The sequence below is a fragment of the Flavobacterium sp. GSP27 genome, from assembly GCF_003970395.1.
GTDB lineage: Bacteria > Bacteroidota > Bacteroidia > Flavobacteriales > Flavobacteriaceae > Flavobacterium.
In genome coordinates this window covers 174,959-196,065 of the sequence record NZ_RYDP01000005.1, presented here as the reverse complement: position 1 = coordinate 196,065, position 21,107 = coordinate 174,959, and the positions used below count along the sequence as shown (strand labels likewise).

Here is a 21,107-nt window from a genome sequence, read left to right as displayed (position 1 = left end):
AATGAATTATAATTGGTTTACCTTTTTCTCAAAGTTAGGCCCCAATTCATACAAACTAGAAAGTAATTCGTCCTTGATAGGTTTGGTTTTGAGTGGTAAATTATTCGATTTATAAATCATCGCTAAATGGTATTGAATCTTTGGCTCAAAGGATTTCCCTGCTACATGAAGCTGAGCAATTTCTAAAGCCTTTTTATTATCGCCTACATTTAAGTACGCCCAGGCCAATAAATCATAGGAATCAGCAGTGGGCCTGTGTGCTACTTCAATCTTAGCAATCTCTACTGCTTTTTGTGCCGTATTTTTGTCCTCAGCATAAATCAAAGCATTGTATTTGTTGTACATTGCACCATAATTATTTTTCTCCATCATCGAAAAATAAGCGTTTCTATTTTTTATTTCTTCACTTTTATTTCCTTCAAATTGAGCAATTTGAGATTTTAATAAATAAAAATCTGGGGTGTTGTGTGTGGTGGCAATAGCATCAATAATTCGATTCGCCTCTTCAGTGTTTCTTTCTTTCGAAAAAACAATCCAGGCAATTCCTTTTAGAGCATAGGAATAATTAGGATCTAGTGCTACTGTTTTTAAGAAACTGTCATACGAATCCTGAATTCTGCCAGCATGACCATAAAAATCACCTAAGTTCGAATAGGACCAAATTTTAAGCACCTTATTATCTTCTTTCTCAGCAATATCTCTGGCTTTTTCCATAAAAGTGATAGCTGTTTCAAGATCGCCTTTGTGATCGTTCCATTTTGCCAAGCGAATCAAATAATCAAAACTATTCATATCCCTAATCACATTCAAATTTTTGACTGCTTCCGGATAATTCCCAAGTTCCATTTGAACGTCGAAAAGTAATTTCTGAGTTTCTTTTTTTCCTTCACCGATTGCTAATGCTTTATTAGCTAATACCAATGCTTCTTTAAAACGATGCTGAGAGATATAATTTCTTGCTAAAGATCGAACTGTTGACACTCTGGAATAATCATAGGCTTCGTTCGATTGTACTAATAATTCTTCCGTTTTATATAAGTTTTTAATATCGCCTGTATATTCAAAAAGGGTACTATAATTAGCCGCTATCTGACTTAAATAACTGATTTGATTGGGTGCTGCGTCGAATTTTTTTTGCCAAAAATCAATTTCATTCTTAGCAAAAGTGACTGATTTATTATCTTTTAAACCCAGATATTTCGTGTAATCATCTGCATTTGTAATTTGTTCTGATTTAGTCTCGCAACCGAATATTAATAGGATTGTGAAAACCAAAAATGGAATTATTTTTAAAGTTTTCATACTCTAATTATTTTGTTTGTTTGTTTGTTTGTTTGTTTGTTTGTTTTAAAAATAAAAAAACAGAGCGAAGATTATTAAATAAAGCGCTCTGTTTTTTTAAGAAAATACTACCAAGCAGAAGCTAGGTATGGGAAAGTTGTGCTAAATGTTTTATCATTTGAATTCACATTATCTTTAGTAAGCCCTGGATTTGAAGTACCCGCTGATCCACCAAAAATCAATAATAATTCCACATCGATTACATCATCAGCCAAAGCTCTTCCTGTCAAAATATTAGTTCCATCAAAGAAAGTTGTTTTTGCTGTTTTAGAAACTCCTAATACATCTGTAGCTAAAAGACCGGTAAACTGAGCAGCCGTTTGTCCTAATGCATTAGTGGTATACCCTGGATTCAAGGCCATTAATCTAGATTGAAAAACAGATTGATATTTAGCACCCATTGCTGAAGGAGTGGTACCGTTAAATTCATCTTTAGGAGATCCTGAAGCAATAAATACAGTGTTTATTGCCGGTCTGGCCATTTGATCTTGCTGTACAAAAGTACCTGTGAAATCAATACTTGGTTCAGAAACAGAATCTGAATCATTATTATCACAATTTACTGAAACAACTGCAGTTATTAATGCGATTGTTATAATTTTGAATTTATTTGTTTTACTCATGACGTTTGTATTTAGTTATTTTAAAAATCGTAGATTCCGATTTCATACTTTAAAATTAAAATAGTTATTGTTTTTTCTTAGTTTCTGCCCAAACATTTACTGTTCCTGAAGTACCTAGCATTGCTTTAGGAACTTCTACAACTACTGAAAGCACATTAGTCCCTGCAAAAGTATCTGTTCCAGGATTCTTGAATCCAGTAGCTGTACCAGCAAGAATAGCTTTAAATTGACCTAAGTCAAAAAAGAATGGATCGTCTCTTGGTCCTGCAAAAAATTTCATTCCGTTATTCTCTGCAGTTAATGCAGCAGCTCCATAAGAAGATATGGTAACACTTCCAGAGGCTGCAGCCGTTTTAATCGTGCTTGAAGTTCCTGGAGTACCTGGAGCTACCGGGCCAAAGAAATACATCTTGTCATCTCTTTTGATAGCTTGGATTACTAAATCCTCAACATTATCACCATTATTGTCAATATTAATTTCGATCATTACATTTTCATCGAATTTTGCAGCACCAGTTGCATTTGGACTTAATAAACCTTGCGTATTTACAGCAAGAACTAAATTATTAGTGTCTTGCCCTTGAAAAGCGTACACATCAGTAATATCATTTGCACCACCAGATGCTGTAGCAGGAGCATCAATGTGATCCGCAGCTACTAAAATTAAGCCTGAAACCGCCACTAGCGAAAGACCTAAAATCATTTTTGATTTTTTCATTTTATTATAAATTTAAAAAGTTATATAAGCATTTACGGGATAGTACTTGATTTGGTTTTTTTAAACCATAAAAAAAAAATTTTTTTTAATTAAGTTACTTATAATCAATATTTTAAATACTTAAATAAAATTCAATTATTTTAAAATTTGTTTTTTTTAATGTTACTAATCACAAAAAAGGTCAATTGTAAAATAAGATTGTATAAATTTGTAAGAGATAAATAAAAAATAGTATGAGCCAAGAAGAATTATTAGTATTAATTTATAAGAAAGATGAAAGGGCATTTACACATCTATATGATATGTATTCGAAAAGCTTATTTTCCGTGATCAATGTTCTCGTAAAAAACCGAGAAGAAGCTGAAGATGTACTTCAGGATGTATTTGTTAAAATCTGGAAAAACATTGATTCCTATCATGAAAGTAAGGGCCGGTTCTACACATGGATTCTAAACATTGCCAGAAATACCTCTATTGATAAATTACGCTCTAAAAATTTTAATAACAGTCAAAAAAACCTTTCTTCAGATAATTTCGTAAATCATTTTGAAGACAGCAACAAACTGTCTGACAAAGTGGATACAATAGGGTTGCAGGAATTTGTAAAAAGACTAAAACCAAAATGTATTCAAATAATAGATTTACTTTTTTTTAAAGGTTACACCCAGCAGGAAGCTTCGGATGAGTTGGCAATACCTTTAGGAACTGTAAAAACACAAAATAGAAATTGTATTAATGACCTACGAAATTATTTGAAAGTATAATGGAAATAAAAGAATATATCGAATCAGGAATTCTGGAACTTTATGTTTACGGTTTATTGAGTGAACCCGAAAACGAAGAAGTTACCACTATGGCGAAAAACAATCCGGAAATAAATGCAGAAATTATTGCCATTGAGAAGGCGATTATTGCTATATCATCCAGCTTTTCACCTTTTCATTCTGTAGCTAATTTCGAAAAAATAAAAGAAAAGCTAGAACTTAAACATGCTCAAGTCATACCATTAGAACCTACTAATAACAGGGCTCAGTACATTGGTTGGGCTGCAGCTATACTATTATTAGTTGGTATTGGGTACCAATACAATCAACTGGATCAGACCAATACACAAGTTGCTACTACAGCAATTGAGAAAGCTAAATTAGAAAAAGAATTTAATGTCTTAAAATTAAAAAATACAACAATTGAAACGAGTTTAGCCGTTGTAAGGGATACTAAAAATACGGTAGTAGCTCTTGGAGGGCAAACTGTAGCTCCGGAATCCTTTGCAAAAGTATACTGGAATCAAGACACCAAAGTGGTTTATATTGATGCTGCAGGCTTGCCAGAACCGCCAGAAGGAATGGTATATCAGGTTTGGGCGTTAAAATTAAGTCCACTGACTCCTACCAGCATTGGATTGTTAGAAAATTTTGATGTAAATGAACAAAAATTATTTGCAGTAAATAATGCTAATGAAGCGGAAGCCTTTGGAATTACATTAGAACCCGCAGGCGGAAGTTTGACTCCTACAATGGAACAATTATACACCTTAGGAAAAGTATAACTAATTCCTTTTTTGGATCAATATAAATAGGCTATCTCAAAAGGACAGCCTATTTATATATACAAATTAACAGAATAAGCATTCTATTTTTACGATTTTCTGGTTTTTAATCCATACTATGTAATTTCAAAAACCTGTTTTTAAAGCCTTTCATCAAAAGCAAATAAAGCTTTAGCCTTCTTCAAGACAAGACTTAGTGCCGCTAGTCCATCTATTTCACGAAGTAATTGAAGTGCGTATACATCAAATTATCCTCAAAGCACAACCAAATACGAAAAACAAGAAGGTATTCCTGGAGAAAGAAATTCCTATTCCATCGCTGCCTTTATGCGCAAAAAACCACTATGTTTATACATCTTATCCTCTGTGAAGCCCATTTAGATAAAATTACGTAAAGAAAGCCTAATGCGCTGATTTTTAATTTTTTAAACTCACCATCTTGAGAGTGAAATAGGTCATTGAGAATCATAGGTTTTCCCTCTTGGAAATACAAACAATAGTGACTGGCTCCTTTTTAATTTGAGACAACTCTTTTTTTATATCATTTATTCTCCCTAAATTTAGTCTTTAAAACATCTTATCATGGCAAATCTTTATGATGGAAAAATGGCCTCAATTTTTGACGCCATGTACCAAACTTTTATTGATTATGATGCAGAATATCAATTCTACACCAATTTAATTAAGGAACACGAGTGCAAAACAGTTTTGGAAATTGGCAGTGGAACAGGCAATCTAGCCAAACGGTTTTTACAAAATTACATCGATTATATTGGTTTGGATTACAGCCAAAGTATGATTGCAATTGCCAAAAAAAGAAATGAAAACGGGATTTTTATTCTGGGAGACATGAGGGATTTTAAACTACAAAAACCAGTTGATTCCGTATTAATTACGGGACGCTCTACCAGTTATTTGATAACAAATCAAGATCTAAATAATACGTTCTGTTCTATTTATAAAAATCTGAGTAAAGAGGGAATTCTCATTTTTGACTTTATAGATGCTAATAGATTTATCCCTTTTATTAAAGAAAATCCTGTAACACTTCACGAAGCTACCTACCAAGGAATAGACTACTATCGCAACAGCAAGTGGAGAACAACTGCCTTAGAAAATTTCATGCTGGATTGGACAGCACTTTATTACACCATGAAAAATGATAAAAAAGAAATAATTGCCGATGATTTTTCTACCGTTCGTGTTTTTACCTTAAACGAAATACAACTATTTTTATATTTAAATGACTTTGAAATCATTCAAACCATCGATAGAAAAACCTACGCTTACGATACGTATGTTATTGTTGCACGAAAAAAATAGAAAAAAAAATCCCGAGCATCAGACTCAGGATTTATATAATACAAAATTATTTGCTATTCGTTGTGTAAAAACGCTTGTCTGTTCAGTAAAGTCTCTTCGCTTTCTACATGATTGTCATCCGGAATACAGCAATCTACCGGGCATACGGCCGCACATTGTGGCTCATCGTGAAATCCTTTACACTCCGTACATTTTCCGGGTACAATATAATACACTTCGTCAGAAATTGGAGTTTGAGCTTCATCGGAATCTACTTCGGACCCATCAGGCAAAATCACTTTCCCTTTCAGTTTTGTTCCGTCTTTGTATCTCCAATCGTCTGCTCCTTCATATATTGCGGTATTTGGACACTCGGGCTCACAAGCACCACAATTGATACATTCGTCTGTTATAATAATTGCCATCTTTTTATTGTTTTAAAGTCAAAATATCGAAGGTAAAATATCAAATGTTCTTTTGACATTAGGACTTTTGACTTTCGACATAATTATGCTTATTTTTGTGCAAAATTACAATCAAAACTATTCATAAGCAAACATTATGACATTAGAAACAAAAAAAAGTGTTTTTGTTGAATTAGGGAAATTTTTAAGTCAGTTTTCCGAAAACAACACGTTAAAAAATCCGACTGTTTTGCACAACGAAGCGTTTTTTGATGCTTTTGTTGACTTGATACAATTATCGCAATCGCATAATGGCTGGTACACCCCAGAAAACGTCTATTTCTCGATACATTCTTGGGCAGAAGCTCTGACAGAAAAGAACTTAAACCAATGGCTTTCCAGTTATACTATTCCAATACAAGAATCTAAAAACATCGCCTTAATTCTTGCCGGAAATATTCCGTTGGTGGGTTTTCACGATTTTCTATCGGTTCTAATTACAGGAAATAATGTGTTGGTTAAAACATCGTCAAATGACCAGCATTTATTACCTTTTTTAGCTAAATACATCATTGCAGTACAACCAGGATTAGCTAAGAATATTACCTTTGTAGATGGAAAATTAGAGAATTTTGATGCCGTTATTGCCACAGGAAGCAACAACACAGCCCGTTATTTTGAATATTATTTTAAAGACAAACCGTCTATTATTAGAAAAAGCAGAAATTCAGTAGCGGTTTTAACCGGAAATGAAACCCAAGAACAACTTACTGCTTTAGGCGAAGATATTTTTCGCTATTTCGGATTGGGTTGCCGCAATGTTTCTAAACTTTTTGTGCCAAAAGGATATTCGTTTGTTCCGTTTTTTGAAGCCATATTTGTGTACCAAGACGTCATTCATTACGAAAAATATGCTAACAATTACGATTACAATAAGGCGGTTTTTCTGATGAGTAATTTCAAATTACTGGACAATGGATTTCTGACTTTAAAAGAAGATCAAAGTCATGCCTCGCCAATTTCAAGTGTCTTTTATGAGTTTTATGACGACATTAATGAATTAAAAACAAAATTAAAATTAGAAAGTGAGCAAATACAATGTGTTGTAGCGGATAGAACGATTGATGACAATGTGGCTTTTGGACAAACTCAAAATCCCCAATTATGGAATTATGCAGATAATACCGATACTATTTCGTTTTTGTTAACAATATAGCTGAAAAAAGCACAATTATTCCGAATTAATTAACGTTTTTTAAACTCCTATTGTCGAAATTTGCACTTTAATTTTTTGGACATAAACTACACCATGAAAAAACACAACTACAGCGCAGGACCTTGTATTTTACCGCAAGAAGTTTTTGAAAAATCAGCACAAGCTATTTTAAATTTTAATGATTCCGGATTATCCCTTTTAGAAATATCACACAGAAGCAAGGATTTTGTTGCCGTTATGGACGAAGCGAGAACACTGGTTATTGAACTTTTAGGACTTGAAGGCAAAGGCTACAGCGCCTTATTTCTGGCAGGCGGAGCGAGTCTAGAATTTATTATGGCTCCCTATAACTTGATGAAAGAGGGCGGAAAAGCGGCGTATCTTGATTCCGGAACCTGGGCAGCTGGTGCTATAAAAGAAGCTAAGCTTTTTGGTGACACAGTAGTTGTTGCTTCCTCAAAAGACGAAAATTACAATCATATTCCAAAAGGATACGCAGTACCAGCAGATGCTGATTATTTTCACTGCACGAGTAACAACACTATTTTTGGTACACAAATGAAGGAATTCCCGGCACTGGACATGCCAATTGTATGTGACATGAGCTCTGATATATTTTCACGACAATTAGACTTTTCTAAATTTGATTTGATTTATGCCGGAGCCCAAAAAAATATGGGACCAGCAGGAACTACCCTGATTGTTGTAAAAGAAGAAATCTTGGGTAAAAGTGGTAGAATAATCCCAAGCATGTTGGATTACACTAAACATATCAAAGCAGAAAGTATGTACAATACACCCCCTGTTTTTCCGGTTTATGCTTCCTTGTTGACCTTACAATGGTTGAAAAATCTTGGTGGTATCGCCGCTATTGAAAAAATAAACAATGCTAAAGCAGCGTTGATTTACGGAGAAATTGACAGAAACCCATTATTCAAAGGCGCTGCAGCTGTTGAAGATCGTTCGAACATGAATGCTACTTTCTTATTAAATGATGAAGCACATGCTGCCACATTTGATGCAATGTGGAAAGCAGCGGGAATTTCAGGTTTGCCCGGACACCGTTCAGTAGGTGGTTACAGAGCTTCTATGTACAATGCACTCCCGTTAGAAAGTGTTCAAGTATTAGTGGATGTAATGCAGGCTTTGGAAAAAGGAATTTAAAAATTAAAATATTGAATGATTTAAAGATTTGAAAAATCAATTTTTAATCAATCACACATTAAACAACATAGATTGAATCTTTAAATTTTTCAATCTTTAAATATAAAATACAAATGAAAGTATTAGCCAATGACGGAATTTCTAAAAGTGGAATTCTAGCTTTAGAAAAAGGTGGATTTGAAGTAATAACAACAAAAGTAGCACAGGAACAAGTGGCTAATTTTGTAAACGAAAATAATGTAAGTGTGGTCTTGGTACGAAGTGCAACTAAAGTTCGTAAAGATATCATTGACGCTTGCCCAGGGCTGAAAATCATAGGTCGTGGTGGTGTAGGTATGGATAATATTGATGTGGATTATGCTAAAAGCAAAGGGATTCACGTGATTAATACTCCAGCTTCATCCTCAGAATCAGTGGCTGAATTGGTTTTTGCACATTTATTTTCCGGCGTTCGTTTCTTGCATGATTCGAACAGAAATATGCCGCTTGAAGGAGATACCAACTTTGACGGTTTGAAGAAAGCCTATGCGAACGGAATTGAACTAAGAGGAAAAACACTGGGAATTGTTGGAATTGGCCGTATTGGTCAGGCTACCGCTAAAATGGCGTTAGGACTAGGAATGAAAGTGATTGCTGCCGATAGTTTTATCCCGCAAGTAGATGTTAAAGTCGAATTTTTTGACGGACAATCCATCACGACCACAATCGTTTCTCAATCATTAGAATCTTTATTCAAAGAAGCTGATTTCATTACGTTACACGTTCCTGCACAAGATGGTTACATCATTGGAGAGGCAGCACTTGCTATTATGAAAGAGGGTGTAGGAATTGTAAACTGTGCCCGTGGCGGTGTTATTGACGAAGTTGCATTAGTAAAAGCATTAGACAGCGGAAAAGTATTATTTGCAGGATTAGACGTTTTTGAAAATGAACCAACTCCTGAAATGGCTATTTTGATGCATCATAAAATCTCGTTGACTCCACATATTGGAGCGGCAACAGGAGAAGCACAAGATAGAATTGGGACTGAATTAGCTTCCCAAATTATTAGTATATTAGGTTAGTGTTTTTCAAATTAAATATTTAATGAGAGGCTGTTTGTATCAAACAGCCTCTTTTTTTGTTTAAAATCCTACCAATCAATGATTTGTTTTTCGTAACTTTATAATTCAATTTTTTATCATGAAAAAAAGTTACTGCATCATTATCGTCATTTTTTGTGTGATTTTGGGATGCACATCTTCTAAAACTGCATTTCCAAGTACCGAGAAATCTGTTGCCGCTCAAAGCGACACAGTTCGTATTGCAAATGAGGAACTGGAATACGAGGTGATAATTATTGATCCCGGTTTTAGCCTTTGGCTTAACTCAAGGGCTTTTCCAAGAAATTATCATTCCCAACCTTTTTTGGAAAGCAAAAACCAACTTTATGTGATGGAATGGAACAGTCGGGTGTTACAACCGCAACGCTATGATCCCAATTTGTATGAATTGACAATCAATTATGACCATAACATTGATTATGGGTATGAAGTAAATTATTTGATCTACAATTATATGATTTATTTTCAAAACATGCATAAACAAAAATTCTTTGGTTTTGTCCCCATCAGATAATGTCACTATCTTTGTATTGATTATAAATAAAAATGAACAAACTGAAACAGCGTTGGGGGATTGAAACTAATTTCCAACTTACCCTTATATTTATTGTTTTTGCAATAACCGGATCCGCATCGGCATGGTTGTCCGAACCTTTTTGTTTTTGGCTGGGAATTACTTCCGAAGAATTAGGGCATTGGTTTACTCCTGTTCGGTTAGTTCTAATTTTCCCCATCTATCAAGTATTATTAGTGTTAATAGGCTTTTTGTTCGGACAGTTCAAATTCTTTTGGACTTTCGAAAAAAAGATGCTTAAACGCATGGGATTAGAATTTATTTTTAAGAAATAACTAAAAACGCCTCGAATTACGAGGCGTTTTTGTTTTTAATTACATACTTGTAAATCCAAGTTAAGGTAAAGGTGGGAATAAAATCCGAAAACGGTAAAATTTCTTCCAGAAAAGTAATCACTCCTCCTACCCGTCCAATTGTTCCTTTATACATCCATGTCATCAAAAAACCGGCTAGAGGAGCCCAAATTACATCTGAAAACTCCCCTATAAAAGGAACAACGAACGAAAGCATACCGATGGCATCAAACAGAATTCCTAAAAAGAGATTTCTGGTCTTGCTACTTTCTGCGCTAACGGACACCTGTTCTGTCATAGAATTTTGATTTTATTTTGGAATACGTACAAATCTAGTGCCAATTATTTTTTGAGTTTATCCTGATATATTTTTTTTAATTTATCAATTTTGGGTGTGATTACATAACTGCAATATCCTTGTGTTTTGTTCTGATTGTAGTAGTTTTGATGGTAATCCTCTGCCACATAAAACTTCGTTGCTGATGAAATTTTAGTAACAATTGGTTTTCCAAATGTGTTTTCCGTAGTCATCAAAGCCATATAATCCTCGGATAACTGTTTCTGGAAAGGATTGTGGTAAAAAATTTCACTTCGGTATTGCGTCCCAATATCATTCCCCTGACGGTTCAAGGTTGTAGGATCATGTGTGGCAAAGAATATTTCCAATAGCTCTCCAAAACTTATTTTATTAGGATCAAACGTAATTTCAATCGCTTCGGCATGACCAGTGTCACCAGTACCTATTTGCTGATATGTAGGATTTACTGTGTTTCCGCCTATATATCCTGAAACTACCTTGCTCACGCCGTCTAGTTGTAAAAAAACTGCTTCGGTACACCAGAAACAACCTCCCGCAAAGGTTGCCACTTCCATTTTGTTTTGTATTTCCATATTTTTTGTTTCTATACTTTTAGGCAAAGTACTATTTTTTTCTTTTGCACAAAATGAAAAAGGCAATAATGCTAAAAAAATCCCAATTATTTTATTCATAACCTATGATTTAAGATCAAATTTATTCATTAAATCGTTGTGAATATCCACTCTTAACTAAAGTTTATAGTTTGTCAAAGGAAAATAAACGGTGTTCCAATTCATAATCATGAAAATCTTTGTTTCTTTGTAAAAATAGATTATAATGATACAAGCCAAAAATTTACATAAATATTACGATCAACTCCATGTGTTGAAAGGAGTTGATTTACATATTCAAAAAGGAGAGATTGTCTCTATCGTTGGTGCTTCAGGAGCCGGAAAAACAACACTTTTACAAATCCTTGGTACTTTAGACAAGCCAAGCCTTGAAAACGGAATTGAATTACGCATCAACAATGAGGACATTCTGACGATGAATGACAAAAACTTATCCAAATTCAGAAACTTAAATTTAGGTTTTATATTCCAATTTCACCAATTGTTACCAGAATTTAGCGCATTAGAAAATGTGTGCATACCTGCTTTCATTGCTAATAAGCCCAAAGTTGAAACGGAAATTGAAGCTAAAAAACTACTGACTTATCTTGGTCTTTCCCATAGAATGAATCACAAACCCAACGAGCTTTCCGGCGGGGAACAGCAACGTGTGGCGGTGGCCAGAGCGCTTATTAATAAACCTGCTATCATTTTTGCTGATGAGCCTTCTGGGAATCTAGACACGGCTTCTGCTGAAAACCTACATCAATTATTTTTCAAACTGCGTGATGAACTGGGACAAACGTTTGTAATTGTGACACACAACGAGGAATTAGCCAATATGGCCGACAGAAAACTAATAATGGTAGACGGTTTGATTAGTAATTAGGAGCTATTTCCAGCTATACACTCTATCTTTTTATTTTTAAAGAAAAAATAAAAAGGATGCCGTTTCTATCTGGGCTATACCTTGAAAGAACTAGCTGTACTTCCTAAAACAAATTAGTATCCAAAGTCATCCTCTATAATGAATCCATCAGAACTTAAAGATTTCCTCGACGAAAAAGTCCTACAATACAACACACTCGATTTCATAGAAAGTGATCCGGTACAAATCCCGCATTTGTTTTCACAAAAAGAAGACATTGAAATTGCCGGTTTTCTCAGCGCTACCATTGCTTGGGGAAACCGTAAGATGATTATCAAAAATTCACATCGCATGATGGATTTAATGGGAAATGCACCGTATGATTTTGTCATGTCACATACAGAAAATGATTTGGAACAATTGGAATTGTTTGTACACCGCACTTTCAACGGACAGGATTTTGCTAGTTTCATCAGAAGTTTGCAGCACGTTTATGCCAATCATGGTGGTTTAGAAGTGGTTTTCAGCAAACATCAGGAAACTCATTCGATGCAAAAAAGCATCCATGAATTCAAGAAAATATTTTTTGAAATTCCGCATCCGCACAGGACCCAAAAGCACATCTCCGATCCGCTGAACAATTCAGCAGCAAAGAGAATTAACATGTACCTCAGGTGGATGATTCGTCAAGATAATAAGGGAGTCGATTTAGGAATCTGGAAAAGCATTTCTCCCGCTTCATTATCTTGTCCCTTGGATGTACATTCCGGTAATGTAGCCCGAAAATTAGGTCTCTTGACACGCAAACAAAATGATGGAAAAGCCTTGTCAGAATTAGATACAAACCTTCGTAAATTAGATGGTATAGATCCTGTTAAATATGATTTTGCTTTGTTTGGACTGGGGGTTTTCGAGGGATTTTAGCAGGGGTAAAAGTTAATTTAATTTTAGGGGATTTTTTTTCTATAGTGTAAAATAGTTTACATTAAAATAACCCGAAAATTTCATCTGTCATAAATAGTCTTAGAAAAATCGAACTTAAACTTGATGAAAACCTACTTGCGTATCTTCGCTTAAAATATTTATCCTTTACAATTGTGTTTTTAAAATTCTATTTATTGGATCTTGAAAGCCACCTATTCTTTTGTCTTCTTTTCGATTAAAATGATGGCTCCAAACCAAAAAATTTGACTTTAAAAAAAACAAAAAATTTGTTTGGATAAAAAAGTATTGAGGTCAGTATTAAATTTCATATATTTAAAGTCTATAAAAGACCGATAAAATGGTAATTCCCAAAGGTCAAAACCTTATAGAGTTTACTGAACGCTTTAATAGTGATTAAATTTGTAATAATACCTTTTAAAAATAAAATGCTCAGAGAAGTATGTTTGTAGAAACTGTAGTCATACTAAAAGTCAAATTCGCAAAGACTATGCAAGAACCTAAAATATTTGTAATGATACTGAATAAACTATGGCTAATACGCTATTCCATAAAGTGAAATTTGGATTAAGAAAAGCATTTTTCATTTGCTTTGAAATGGCTACAACCACAAAAAGTCTTTCTGCATCTCAAATGGCTATTCAATTTGGAGTTCAAAAAAAAATAGCAAGAATGTTTATGTAAAAAGTTCGAGAAGCAATGAAATCAAGTGAAGATTTTCCATGAAAGGGATTATAAATGTAGATGAATCCGTTGTTGGTGGTTTGGGGAAAGGTAGATAATATTTGTCATAAAGAAATAATATGCGGTTAGATACCGACCTCAAGAAACTAATTCATTAAAAATAAAAACTATTCAATATGCGATTGCGTATATAAGTAATAGGAACGATATATTGTTGCTTATTATAATGTCAAACCTATAATAAAGACTGAGGTTGAGTTAAAAACAAATACAATATTATTTTAATCTCATTACTTAATTAAATATTAATAATAATTTTAATTTAGATTTTCCAAATATAATCCATGAAACAAAAATTTATAACAGTACAAAAACTAAATAAAATGGACGAACTTATACTGTTTTTCCCCTTAAAAATAAAAGACAAAAACCGTACTTTATTCCCAAAATTAAAAGCAGTAGACAATGAGTGATTTGAAAAAAATCGTCTTGGCTGAAGATAATTCTATTTTTTTATTATTATTAAAGTTTCGATTGGAAAAAGAAGGCTATAAAATCCTGACAGCTGTAAATGGAAAAGAAGCACTTGAAATAATAGAAGAACACAATCCTGACTTAATTTTGACTGATATCATGATGCCTTTTATTAGTGGTTTAGAAGTTATCAGCTATGTAAGAAATAAATTGAACCTACAAATCCCAATCATCGTTTTTTCATCGGCGGGACAAGAGGAAATTGTTCTTAAAGCATTTGATTTAGGCGCTACTGATTTTATGAGTAAGCCTTTAAGTCCTAACGAACTAGTGATTAGAGTAAAAAGATTATTGCGCTAACAAGTCCCTATAAAGAACCCTGGGGTTGCTATATGAATACAAATTATTACTTACTTGACTATTTCAATGGGTCACCACTTATCATTCAAGTGGCATGGATGATAAGTGGTCTTTTTATTCTTATTCTTCTTCCTCTAATACTATACTTGAAATATTTGAGAAGCCATCTGAGAAAAAAAGAACGGATTACGGCTGAATATGAAAGCAAATATGAAACGCTTCTAATCCGATATCTATATTCTGGAGATGAAGAACAAGAGATCAGTCCGGAACAGCAAGTGATAATAGATGAATTAAAAGACTCTCTAACGGATCTATTCAAACGAAAAATTTTAATTGCTGTTTTGCTAAAGTTAAAAAATGAGGTTTCAGGAGAAATTGATGAATCTATTCAAAAACTCTATTTTCAAACTGGTCTTATCAACTACACTTTATCGCAATTAAAGCATAAAAAATGGTATATTATTGCCAAAGTAATCCGGGAATTAAAGCAATTTAAGGTAAAGGAAGCACATGATGAAGTGATTGTTCACATAAACCATCCCCGAAGAGAGGTTCGAAAAGAAATGCAATTGTATATGGTCAATTTATTTTATTTTGAAGGACTGAATTTTTTAGACATTTTAGAAACACAACTGTCTGAATGGGATCAGATTCAATTATTAGAAGTCCTACAAAGACTGGAAAATCAGAATATCTCTAATATTAAATCCTGGTTGGGTTCCCCTAATGATTCAGTAGTCATATTTTCTTTGAAACTAGCAAAAACGTACAATCAGTTTGAAGCAAAAGAGGAACTAATCTATTTGTTGTACCACATTAATAAAAAAATAAGACTAGAGTCCATTCAAGTATTGAGTTATTTAAATGCCTCAGAAGCCAAAGAAATTTTGAAAATCAATATAGAGCAACGCAGTCCGGAGGAACAAATTGCTTTTTTTAAAATGATGGAAAATTTATATGAAACCAGTGACGAATTGTTTCTGATGCAATACATACATTATACAATTTTTGAAATTAAGGTTTCCTCATTAAAAATTTTAAAAATCCTTAATACCGAAAAATTCAATCTGCTTAAATTAGAATCTTCTGATCCACAATTTTTGAAAATTGTTAATTTTATTGAAAACAATTAAGTATGGGAAACAGTACTGAACAAATTATATTTGAAACAATCCATTATTTGTTTTTTATTTATAGCATGACGGCTATAGTGTCTTATCTCATACTTGCCGCCATTTCTGCTGTAGAAACAATAGAATACAAACGAAAAAACAGTTTTGTGAATTACATAGAAATATTATCTTCAAATAGCTCCCCTTCCATTTCAATTATAGCTCCAGCCTATAATGAAAGTTTAAATATCGTTGAAAACGTACGCTCTTTATTGTCAAACCACTACGTAAATTATGATGTAATTATAGTAAATGACGGTAGCAAAGATGACAGTTTAGAAAAACTCATTCTGGTGTATGAACTAGTGCCCGTATCCTTGCTTATTAACGAACAAATCCCAACCAGACCGCTCAGAAAAGGAATTTACAAATCAACAAATCCTGCATTTGAAAAATTAATTGTTGTTGACAAAGAAAACGGAGGAAAAGCAGATGCTTTGAATATGGGCCTTAATATAAGCAACAGTAAGTATGTTGCCTGCATAGACGTCGATTGTTTATTGCTTGAAGATTCACTCCAAAAAATGATTAAACCCTTTCTTGAAACTACTGACAGAAGAGTTATTGCTGCTGGAGGAGTCATTAGAATTTCGAATTCATGCATTGTCAAAGAAGGCAAGTTGCAAGATATCAATTTTCCTAAAAAATTACTAGAGCAAGGCCAGATCCTAGAATACATTCGTGCTTTTTTATTAGGAAGAATGGCCTGGAGCAGACTTAATGGGTTGTTAGTGATTTCCGGCGCTTTTGGCCTGTTTGACAAAAAAATTGCGATCAGGGTAGGCGGTTATGACATCCGTACGGTAGGAGAAGACATGGAACTTGTAGTACGAATGAGAGGCTACATGGAAGAACAGAAAAAAAAATACAAAGTTGCCTATATTCCTGATCCGCTGTGTTGGACGGAAGCACCTGATAATTATAAAACATTTATTTCACAAAGAAACAGATGGACTCGCGGAACTATTGAAACTTTGAGAAGACATCGAAAAGTTGGATTTAATCCAAAATACAAGGCGCTGGGAATGCTGAGTTATCCCTATTGGTTTTTTTTCGAAAGAATGGCTCCTATCATAGAAGTGGCAGGTCTGCTCTATTTTGGAATTCTTATTGTGTTTAATCAAGTACGCTGGGATTATTCACTTGCCTTTTTACTTTTAGCCTATTTATTTACCGTTTTTTTTTCTTTAATATCCTTAATTACAGAAGAACTCACCTATCATCAGTATAAAAAGAAAGGAACAGGCGTTCACTTATTGCTAATTGCTTTTTTAGAACCATTTGTCAATCATCCCTTTATTTTATATGCAGCGATTCAAGGGAATAGCGATTACTATTTTAATAAAAAGAAAAAATGGGGAGAAATGACCCGAAAAGGAATGACTAAAGCATCTAATTAAACGCAAATGAAAACGAAATTTACTTATAAAAAAAGTTTAGAATATATTTACGCTACGGTTTCGTTGATCCTTATATTTTGTCTGTTGAGTTTCATTGATGTATTCAAAAATTTTGAATTACTGTCATTTATTTATAAAGTATTTAATGATTTTTTTACGGGAATACTCCTCGGAATATTATTTTTTCCACTGTATTTAGGATTAGAATATATAAAAAATACTATTGGAATACTGGTTATCAGAATACTATTCTCCAGTATCGTACTCATCCAAGTTGGATTAACGGGATACAGCCTTACCACTCATATCAATCTTGGAGCAGACCTTCTAGGTTATTCATTGAGTGATATGTACACCACTGTTTCTGCATCTTTATCCTTATCCTTGCTGACATTTTTACCTTTTGTAGTTATACCTGCAATGTATTGGGGACTGAACTGGTTGTTCCATTTATTTGGACATAAAATCAACACAAAAATTTTACTTCTAGTGGTATTCTTTTTTGGAAGTTTGAATTTATTAATTGCCAATAGCAATAAAACTGCTTCTCAAAACAAATTAAATTTTTTGTTGAGTGATATTCTAAGAGCTAAAAATGACATCGCTTTAGCGTCTCAAGGCGACTTCTCTTTTAAGAAAGAATACCCATTAGAACGAGCCTCTGAAGAAACTAAAGATGTCCTGGCTTCGTTTTTTAACATTCAAAAAGAGAAACCAAACGTGGTTTTTATAATTGTTGAAGGACTTGGTAGCGATTTTACTAACAATGGCGATTATAAAGGTTTCACGCCTTACCTTGACGCCTTGGTATCAAAATCGCTTTACTGGGAGAATTTCGTGAGCAATGCAGGTCGAACATTTGGCGCACTCCCTTCATTAATAGGTTCGTTGCCGTTTGGAAAAAATGGCTTTATGGAATTGAATCCCTTACCCAAGCACAATTCACTAATCAGTATTTTGAAATCAAATGGATACACTACCAATTATTTTTGTGGTGATGACTCCAGTTTTGACAAAAAAAGTAATTTCCTGGAATACAATGGTATCGATAAAATTGTAGATATCGATAAATTTGGCCCAGGATATACAAAAACAAAGAAAAATGCAGGCGGTTTTTCCTGGGGCTATCCTGATGCGGAGATTTTTCGTAAAACATTATCTGAATTAAAAGATACTAAACAACCTCGCCTGGATATCATCATGACGCTTACCAATCACGAACCCTTTAATTTTCCTTCTAAAAAAGCGTATTTAGAAAAAGTAGAACGCATTTTAGAAACCAAATCATATTTTGAAAAAGACAAATGGAACGATTACAAAGATATTTTTGCGTGTTTGTTGTACACAGACAATGCGATACAGAATTTCATGCAAGCCTATGCTAAAAGACCCGAGTATGCAAACACCATTTTTATTATTACGGGGGATCACAGGTTAATTCCAGTTCCTCAAAAAGATAATTTATCCCGTTTTCATGTTCCTTTTTACATTTACAGCCCCATGTTGAAGAAAACGGCAACATTCAAATCTATTTCTTCCCATAGCGATGTTACTCCAAGTTTAATTTCTTTTTTGACAAATAATTATGAATTTAATCCATTAGAAAAAACGACCTGGCTTGGTCAGGGACTCGACACCGTGCGAGAATTCAGAAATATCCATAGCATTCCGCTGATGCGATACAAAGGAAGCATCAATGATTATATTTATAAGGACTATTTCTATTCTGATGGGACTGTATTTAAGATTGATAAAAATTTAAATCTTAGTGAAGCAAATAACGACATGACTGAAACGATAAGCAATTTTTTTACTGATTTCAAAAAATTAAATGCTTATTTAACTACAAAGAATAAAATCACAAAGGCTGCTACAAGCTTTAAGAAACCTGCTTATACGTTTACTGCTGAAGAATTTTTGACCATTAAAAAATTAACAAAAGGATTGAATCGTGATCAGGTTTTCTTTTTAGCCAGAGAATTAGCATTTACAAAAGAGCGTGAAAAATCCCGATTATTATGTGATTACATCTTGAATGAACTTCCTAATTATGGCGAAGTAAGAACACTCAAAGGCCGAACGTTAGCTTGGGATGGCGATTATAAAAACGCCGAAAAAGAATTATTGGAAGTTATCAACAGAACCCCTTTTTATAGCGATGCCTATTTAGCACTGATGGATGTGTATTGGTGGTTAGGGCAAAACAATAAAGGGGTCGCAATTGGCAAGCTAGCATTGGGTAATCAAATAAATGATGCAGAATTGGGTTATAAACTGGCACAAGCATACTATAGAATTCACAATCTAAAAAATTCAAACACACTGATTGATAGCCTATTGATACTATATCCTAAAAATAAAGAATACTCTAATTTTAAAAAAAATCTGAAAAAATGATTTCAAAAATAATGCTAAAACTACTTTTTCTAGCCCTGTTTTTTGGCGGCTTTCAAATGTCCGCACAAGAAACTAAATTTGAGGGAGATCCTGATGCTTCTTTTGAAATTGCTCGCAATTTAGCTTTTAATCAACAACGCAAGCAAGCACAAGACACCTTGTTATTCATTTTGACAACATATCCTAATTACCATGATATCCGCTCTTTTTTAGCGACAACCTATTCTTGGGACGGCGACTATAAAAAAGCAAGAAAAGAATTTAATTATGTCCTCGAAAAAGACATTGAGAATAAAACTACCTGGATAGCTGCCATAAAAAATGAATTGTGGGGAGATTTGCCATTTGCCGCATTAGAAATGACAAATAATGCTTTAAAAATATTCCCAAAAGACACTGAACTATTGTATTTGAAGGCGAGCGCACAAGAAAACAGCAATAATACATTAGAAGCATTAAGCACGATTCAGCTCCTATTAGATACAAATCCGGAGGATCAGAAAGCCAAAGACTACAAGGCGAATTTAAACAATGGCTTGAGCCAAAATGCCATAGGAATAACTTCCTCCGTAGACCTTTATTCCGATGTTTTTGATCCAATGCAATACCATGCGCTAATGTACAGGCGGCAAACGAAATACGGAAGCATCATAGGAAGAGTAAATTTCAACAGGAGATTCAACGAAAATGGAGTGCAATATGAAGTAGATTTATACCCAAAAATTACAAAAGGACTATATGCCTATGTGAATTTTGGCATCGCCAGTACTTTTTTGTTTCCAGATATAAAATATGGTGCTGAATTATTTAAATCACTACCTAAAAGCTTTGAAATTTCCCTAGGATTCCGCACCTTGAAATACAATACTACCACCAATATTTATACTGGATCTCTGGGCTGGTATACCGGAAACAGTTATTTATCTTTCCGTCCTTACTTTACTCCCGGAGTAACAGGAACCAGTATATCCGGGACTTTTACCTATAGAAAATACCGAAGTGACGCTGATAATTATTTAGGAGTAGCCGTTAGTATGGGTTTCTCTCCGGAAATTAATCAGTTCGCTATTGATGAAAATGCAGCTAAATTTGTCGCCTTAGAAGCCCAAAGAATTAATCTTGGGTATTATTTTACCTCATCTAATAAGCAAAATGCCTGGGGAACACAATTAGCGGTTACACACCAAGAAATAATATTTGACCAAGGAAATTTCTTTTGGATTTATTCTCTAGTACTTTCATGGGAATTAAAATTCAAATAACCGATTCCCATTTCTAATTTAATTTTCCAAATCTTTTTTTGCTTCAAAAGAAGGATTCTTCATGTATAAAAAATCGAACTCACTGTTTCTAAAAACCAATAAAACAATTGCTGAAAAACTGCTTTTTGTTAAAAACGATTCTGCTTTTTTAAGATTATGTGTTTTGAAGCATTTTAATGCAATACATCAAAAATATTTTTTTTTGATGTATTTTATATGTAATATTATAGTGTAAAATATTAATAATCAAATACCTATTAAAAAAAAATCCACTTGACAAACATTAATTTAAGTAAATGATTGCAAATAGTATGATTCGCTTTAAACGCAGTTTAAAAGGAAAAACATC

Annotated in this window: 22 protein-coding genes and 1 pseudogene; 17 read left to right on the top strand and 6 right to left on the bottom strand. The window is 33.6% G+C overall.

Annotated elements, in window-relative coordinates; genetic code table 11:
- Nucleotides 1-6: 6 nt before the first annotated feature.
- The 3 genes from EKM05_RS06625 to EKM05_RS06615 all read right to left on the bottom strand — a co-directional run bounded on the left by EKM05_RS06625 (nucleotide 7) and on the right by EKM05_RS06615 (nucleotide 2,682).
- Nucleotides 7-1,302, bottom strand: a complete 1,296-nt coding sequence (locus EKM05_RS06625; RefSeq protein WP_126516427.1) for a lipopolysaccharide assembly protein LapB — start codon at nucleotides 1,300-1,302, stop codon at nucleotides 7-9.
- Between the two features lie 107 nt (nucleotides 1,303-1,409).
- A complete protein-coding gene (locus EKM05_RS06620) occupies nucleotides 1,410-1,964 on the bottom strand; it encodes a DUF4331 family protein (protein WP_126554254.1) in 555 nt (184 codons plus the stop codon).
- A 64-nt stretch (nucleotides 1,965-2,028) separates the two neighbouring features.
- Complete coding sequence (locus EKM05_RS06615) at nucleotides 2,029-2,682, bottom strand: DUF4331 family protein (RefSeq protein WP_126554252.1); 654 nt, start codon at nucleotides 2,680-2,682, stop codon at nucleotides 2,029-2,031.
- Nucleotides 2,683-2,915: 233 nt separating this feature from the next.
- Here EKM05_RS06615 and EKM05_RS06610 point away from each other — a divergent pair, with 233 nt between their 5' ends.
- The 3 genes from EKM05_RS06610 to EKM05_RS06600 all read left to right on the top strand — a co-directional run bounded on the left by EKM05_RS06610 (nucleotide 2,916) and on the right by EKM05_RS06600 (nucleotide 5,554).
- Complete coding sequence (locus tag EKM05_RS06610) at nucleotides 2,916-3,446, top strand: RNA polymerase sigma factor (RefSeq protein WP_126462259.1); 531 nt, start codon at nucleotides 2,916-2,918, stop codon at nucleotides 3,444-3,446.
- Nucleotides 3,446-4,231 (top strand): anti-sigma factor domain-containing protein, encoded by a 786-nt coding sequence (locus tag EKM05_RS06605; RefSeq protein WP_126454537.1) that lies wholly within the window; start codon nucleotides 3,446-3,448, stop codon nucleotides 4,229-4,231. Before EKM05_RS06610 ends, EKM05_RS06605 begins: the two co-directional genes overlap by 1 nt.
- A gap of 582 nt (nucleotides 4,232-4,813) precedes the next feature.
- Complete coding sequence (locus tag EKM05_RS06600) at nucleotides 4,814-5,554, top strand: class I SAM-dependent methyltransferase (protein WP_126554250.1); 741 nt, start codon at nucleotides 4,814-4,816, stop codon at nucleotides 5,552-5,554.
- A 53-nt stretch (nucleotides 5,555-5,607) separates the two neighbouring features.
- On the opposite strand, the gene EKM05_RS06595 is transcribed toward EKM05_RS06600, so the two are convergent.
- Entirely contained in the window at nucleotides 5,608-5,958 is a 351-nt protein-coding gene (locus EKM05_RS06595) for a 4Fe-4S dicluster domain-containing protein (protein WP_126454541.1), read from the bottom strand.
- Nucleotides 5,959-6,094: 136 nt separating this feature from the next.
- On the opposite strand from EKM05_RS06595, the gene EKM05_RS06590 reads away from it, so the two are divergent.
- From EKM05_RS06590 to EKM05_RS06570, 5 genes are all read left to right on the top strand, one after another.
- Entirely contained in the window at nucleotides 6,095-7,153 is a 1,059-nt protein-coding gene (locus tag EKM05_RS06590; protein ID WP_126554248.1) for an acyl-CoA reductase, read from the top strand.
- A gap of 93 nt (nucleotides 7,154-7,246) precedes the next feature.
- On the top strand, nucleotides 7,247-8,317 hold the full coding sequence (serC, locus tag EKM05_RS06585; RefSeq protein WP_126462272.1) for a 3-phosphoserine/phosphohydroxythreonine transaminase: 1,071 nt from the start codon (nucleotides 7,247-7,249) through the stop codon (nucleotides 8,315-8,317).
- 113 nt (nucleotides 8,318-8,430) lie between these two features.
- Complete coding sequence (locus EKM05_RS06580) at nucleotides 8,431-9,381, top strand: D-2-hydroxyacid dehydrogenase (RefSeq protein ID WP_126554246.1); 951 nt, start codon at nucleotides 8,431-8,433, stop codon at nucleotides 9,379-9,381.
- A 118-nt stretch (nucleotides 9,382-9,499) separates the two neighbouring features.
- The gene (locus tag EKM05_RS06575) at nucleotides 9,500-9,934 is read left to right on the top strand and encodes a DUF6146 family protein (RefSeq protein WP_126554244.1); all 435 of its coding nucleotides are present in this window, start codon (nucleotides 9,500-9,502) and stop codon (nucleotides 9,932-9,934) included.
- A 32-nt stretch (nucleotides 9,935-9,966) separates the two neighbouring features.
- A complete protein-coding gene (locus tag EKM05_RS06570) occupies nucleotides 9,967-10,269 on the top strand; it encodes a DUF6787 family protein (RefSeq protein ID WP_126462279.1) in 303 nt (100 codons plus the stop codon).
- Between the two features lie 16 nt (nucleotides 10,270-10,285).
- Here EKM05_RS06570 and EKM05_RS06565 read toward each other — a convergent pair whose 3' ends face one another.
- Nucleotides 10,286-10,585, bottom strand: a complete 300-nt coding sequence (locus EKM05_RS06565; RefSeq protein ID WP_126462282.1) for a hypothetical protein — start codon at nucleotides 10,583-10,585, stop codon at nucleotides 10,286-10,288.
- Nucleotides 10,586-10,629: 44 nt separating this feature from the next.
- Nucleotides 10,630-11,277 carry a peptide-methionine (S)-S-oxide reductase MsrA gene (gene msrA / locus EKM05_RS06560; protein ID WP_126462285.1) on the bottom strand — a complete coding sequence of 216 codons (648 nt, stop codon included), beginning with the start codon at nucleotides 11,275-11,277 and terminating at the stop codon, nucleotides 10,630-10,632.
- Between the two features lie 145 nt (nucleotides 11,278-11,422).
- Between msrA and EKM05_RS06555 the strand changes: the two genes are divergently transcribed.
- The 9 genes and pseudogenes from EKM05_RS06555 (at nucleotide 11,423) to EKM05_RS06520 (ending at nucleotide 20,758) form a co-directional block, all read left to right on the top strand.
- Nucleotides 11,423-12,085, top strand: a complete 663-nt coding sequence (locus tag EKM05_RS06555; RefSeq protein ID WP_126454557.1) for an ABC transporter ATP-binding protein — start codon at nucleotides 11,423-11,425, stop codon at nucleotides 12,083-12,085.
- A gap of 138 nt (nucleotides 12,086-12,223) precedes the next feature.
- Nucleotides 12,224-12,988 (top strand): TIGR02757 family protein, encoded by a 765-nt coding sequence (locus EKM05_RS06550; protein ID WP_126554242.1) that lies wholly within the window; start codon nucleotides 12,224-12,226, stop codon nucleotides 12,986-12,988.
- A gap of 358 nt (nucleotides 12,989-13,346) precedes the next feature.
- A pseudogene (locus EKM05_RS06545) lies at nucleotides 13,347-13,785 on the top strand (IS1595 family transposase); the annotation flags it as partial.
- A gap of 249 nt (nucleotides 13,786-14,034) precedes the next feature.
- The gene (locus EKM05_RS14750; RefSeq protein WP_255416239.1) at nucleotides 14,035-14,163 is read left to right on the top strand and encodes a hypothetical protein; all 129 of its coding nucleotides are present in this window, start codon (nucleotides 14,035-14,037) and stop codon (nucleotides 14,161-14,163) included.
- A complete protein-coding gene (locus EKM05_RS06540) occupies nucleotides 14,156-14,524 on the top strand; it encodes a response regulator transcription factor (protein WP_126462291.1) in 369 nt (122 codons plus the stop codon). Before EKM05_RS14750 ends, EKM05_RS06540 begins: the two co-directional genes overlap by 8 nt.
- Before the next feature lie 32 nt (nucleotides 14,525-14,556).
- Nucleotides 14,557-15,660, top strand: coding sequence for a hypothetical protein (locus EKM05_RS06535; RefSeq protein ID WP_126554239.1), 1,104 nt, complete (start codon nucleotides 14,557-14,559; stop codon nucleotides 15,658-15,660).
- Nucleotides 15,661-15,662: 2 nt separating this feature from the next.
- A complete protein-coding gene (locus tag EKM05_RS06530) occupies nucleotides 15,663-17,099 on the top strand; it encodes a glycosyltransferase family 2 protein (RefSeq protein WP_126462297.1) in 1,437 nt (478 codons plus the stop codon).
- A 6-nt stretch (nucleotides 17,100-17,105) separates the two neighbouring features.
- Entirely contained in the window at nucleotides 17,106-19,496 is a 2,391-nt protein-coding gene (locus EKM05_RS06525) for an LTA synthase family protein (protein ID WP_126462300.1), read from the top strand.
- Entirely contained in the window at nucleotides 19,493-20,758 is a 1,266-nt protein-coding gene (locus tag EKM05_RS06520; RefSeq protein ID WP_126462303.1) for a YaiO family outer membrane beta-barrel protein, read from the top strand. Before EKM05_RS06525 ends, EKM05_RS06520 begins: the two co-directional genes overlap by 4 nt.
- The last annotated feature ends 349 nt before the right edge of the window (nucleotides 20,759-21,107 follow it).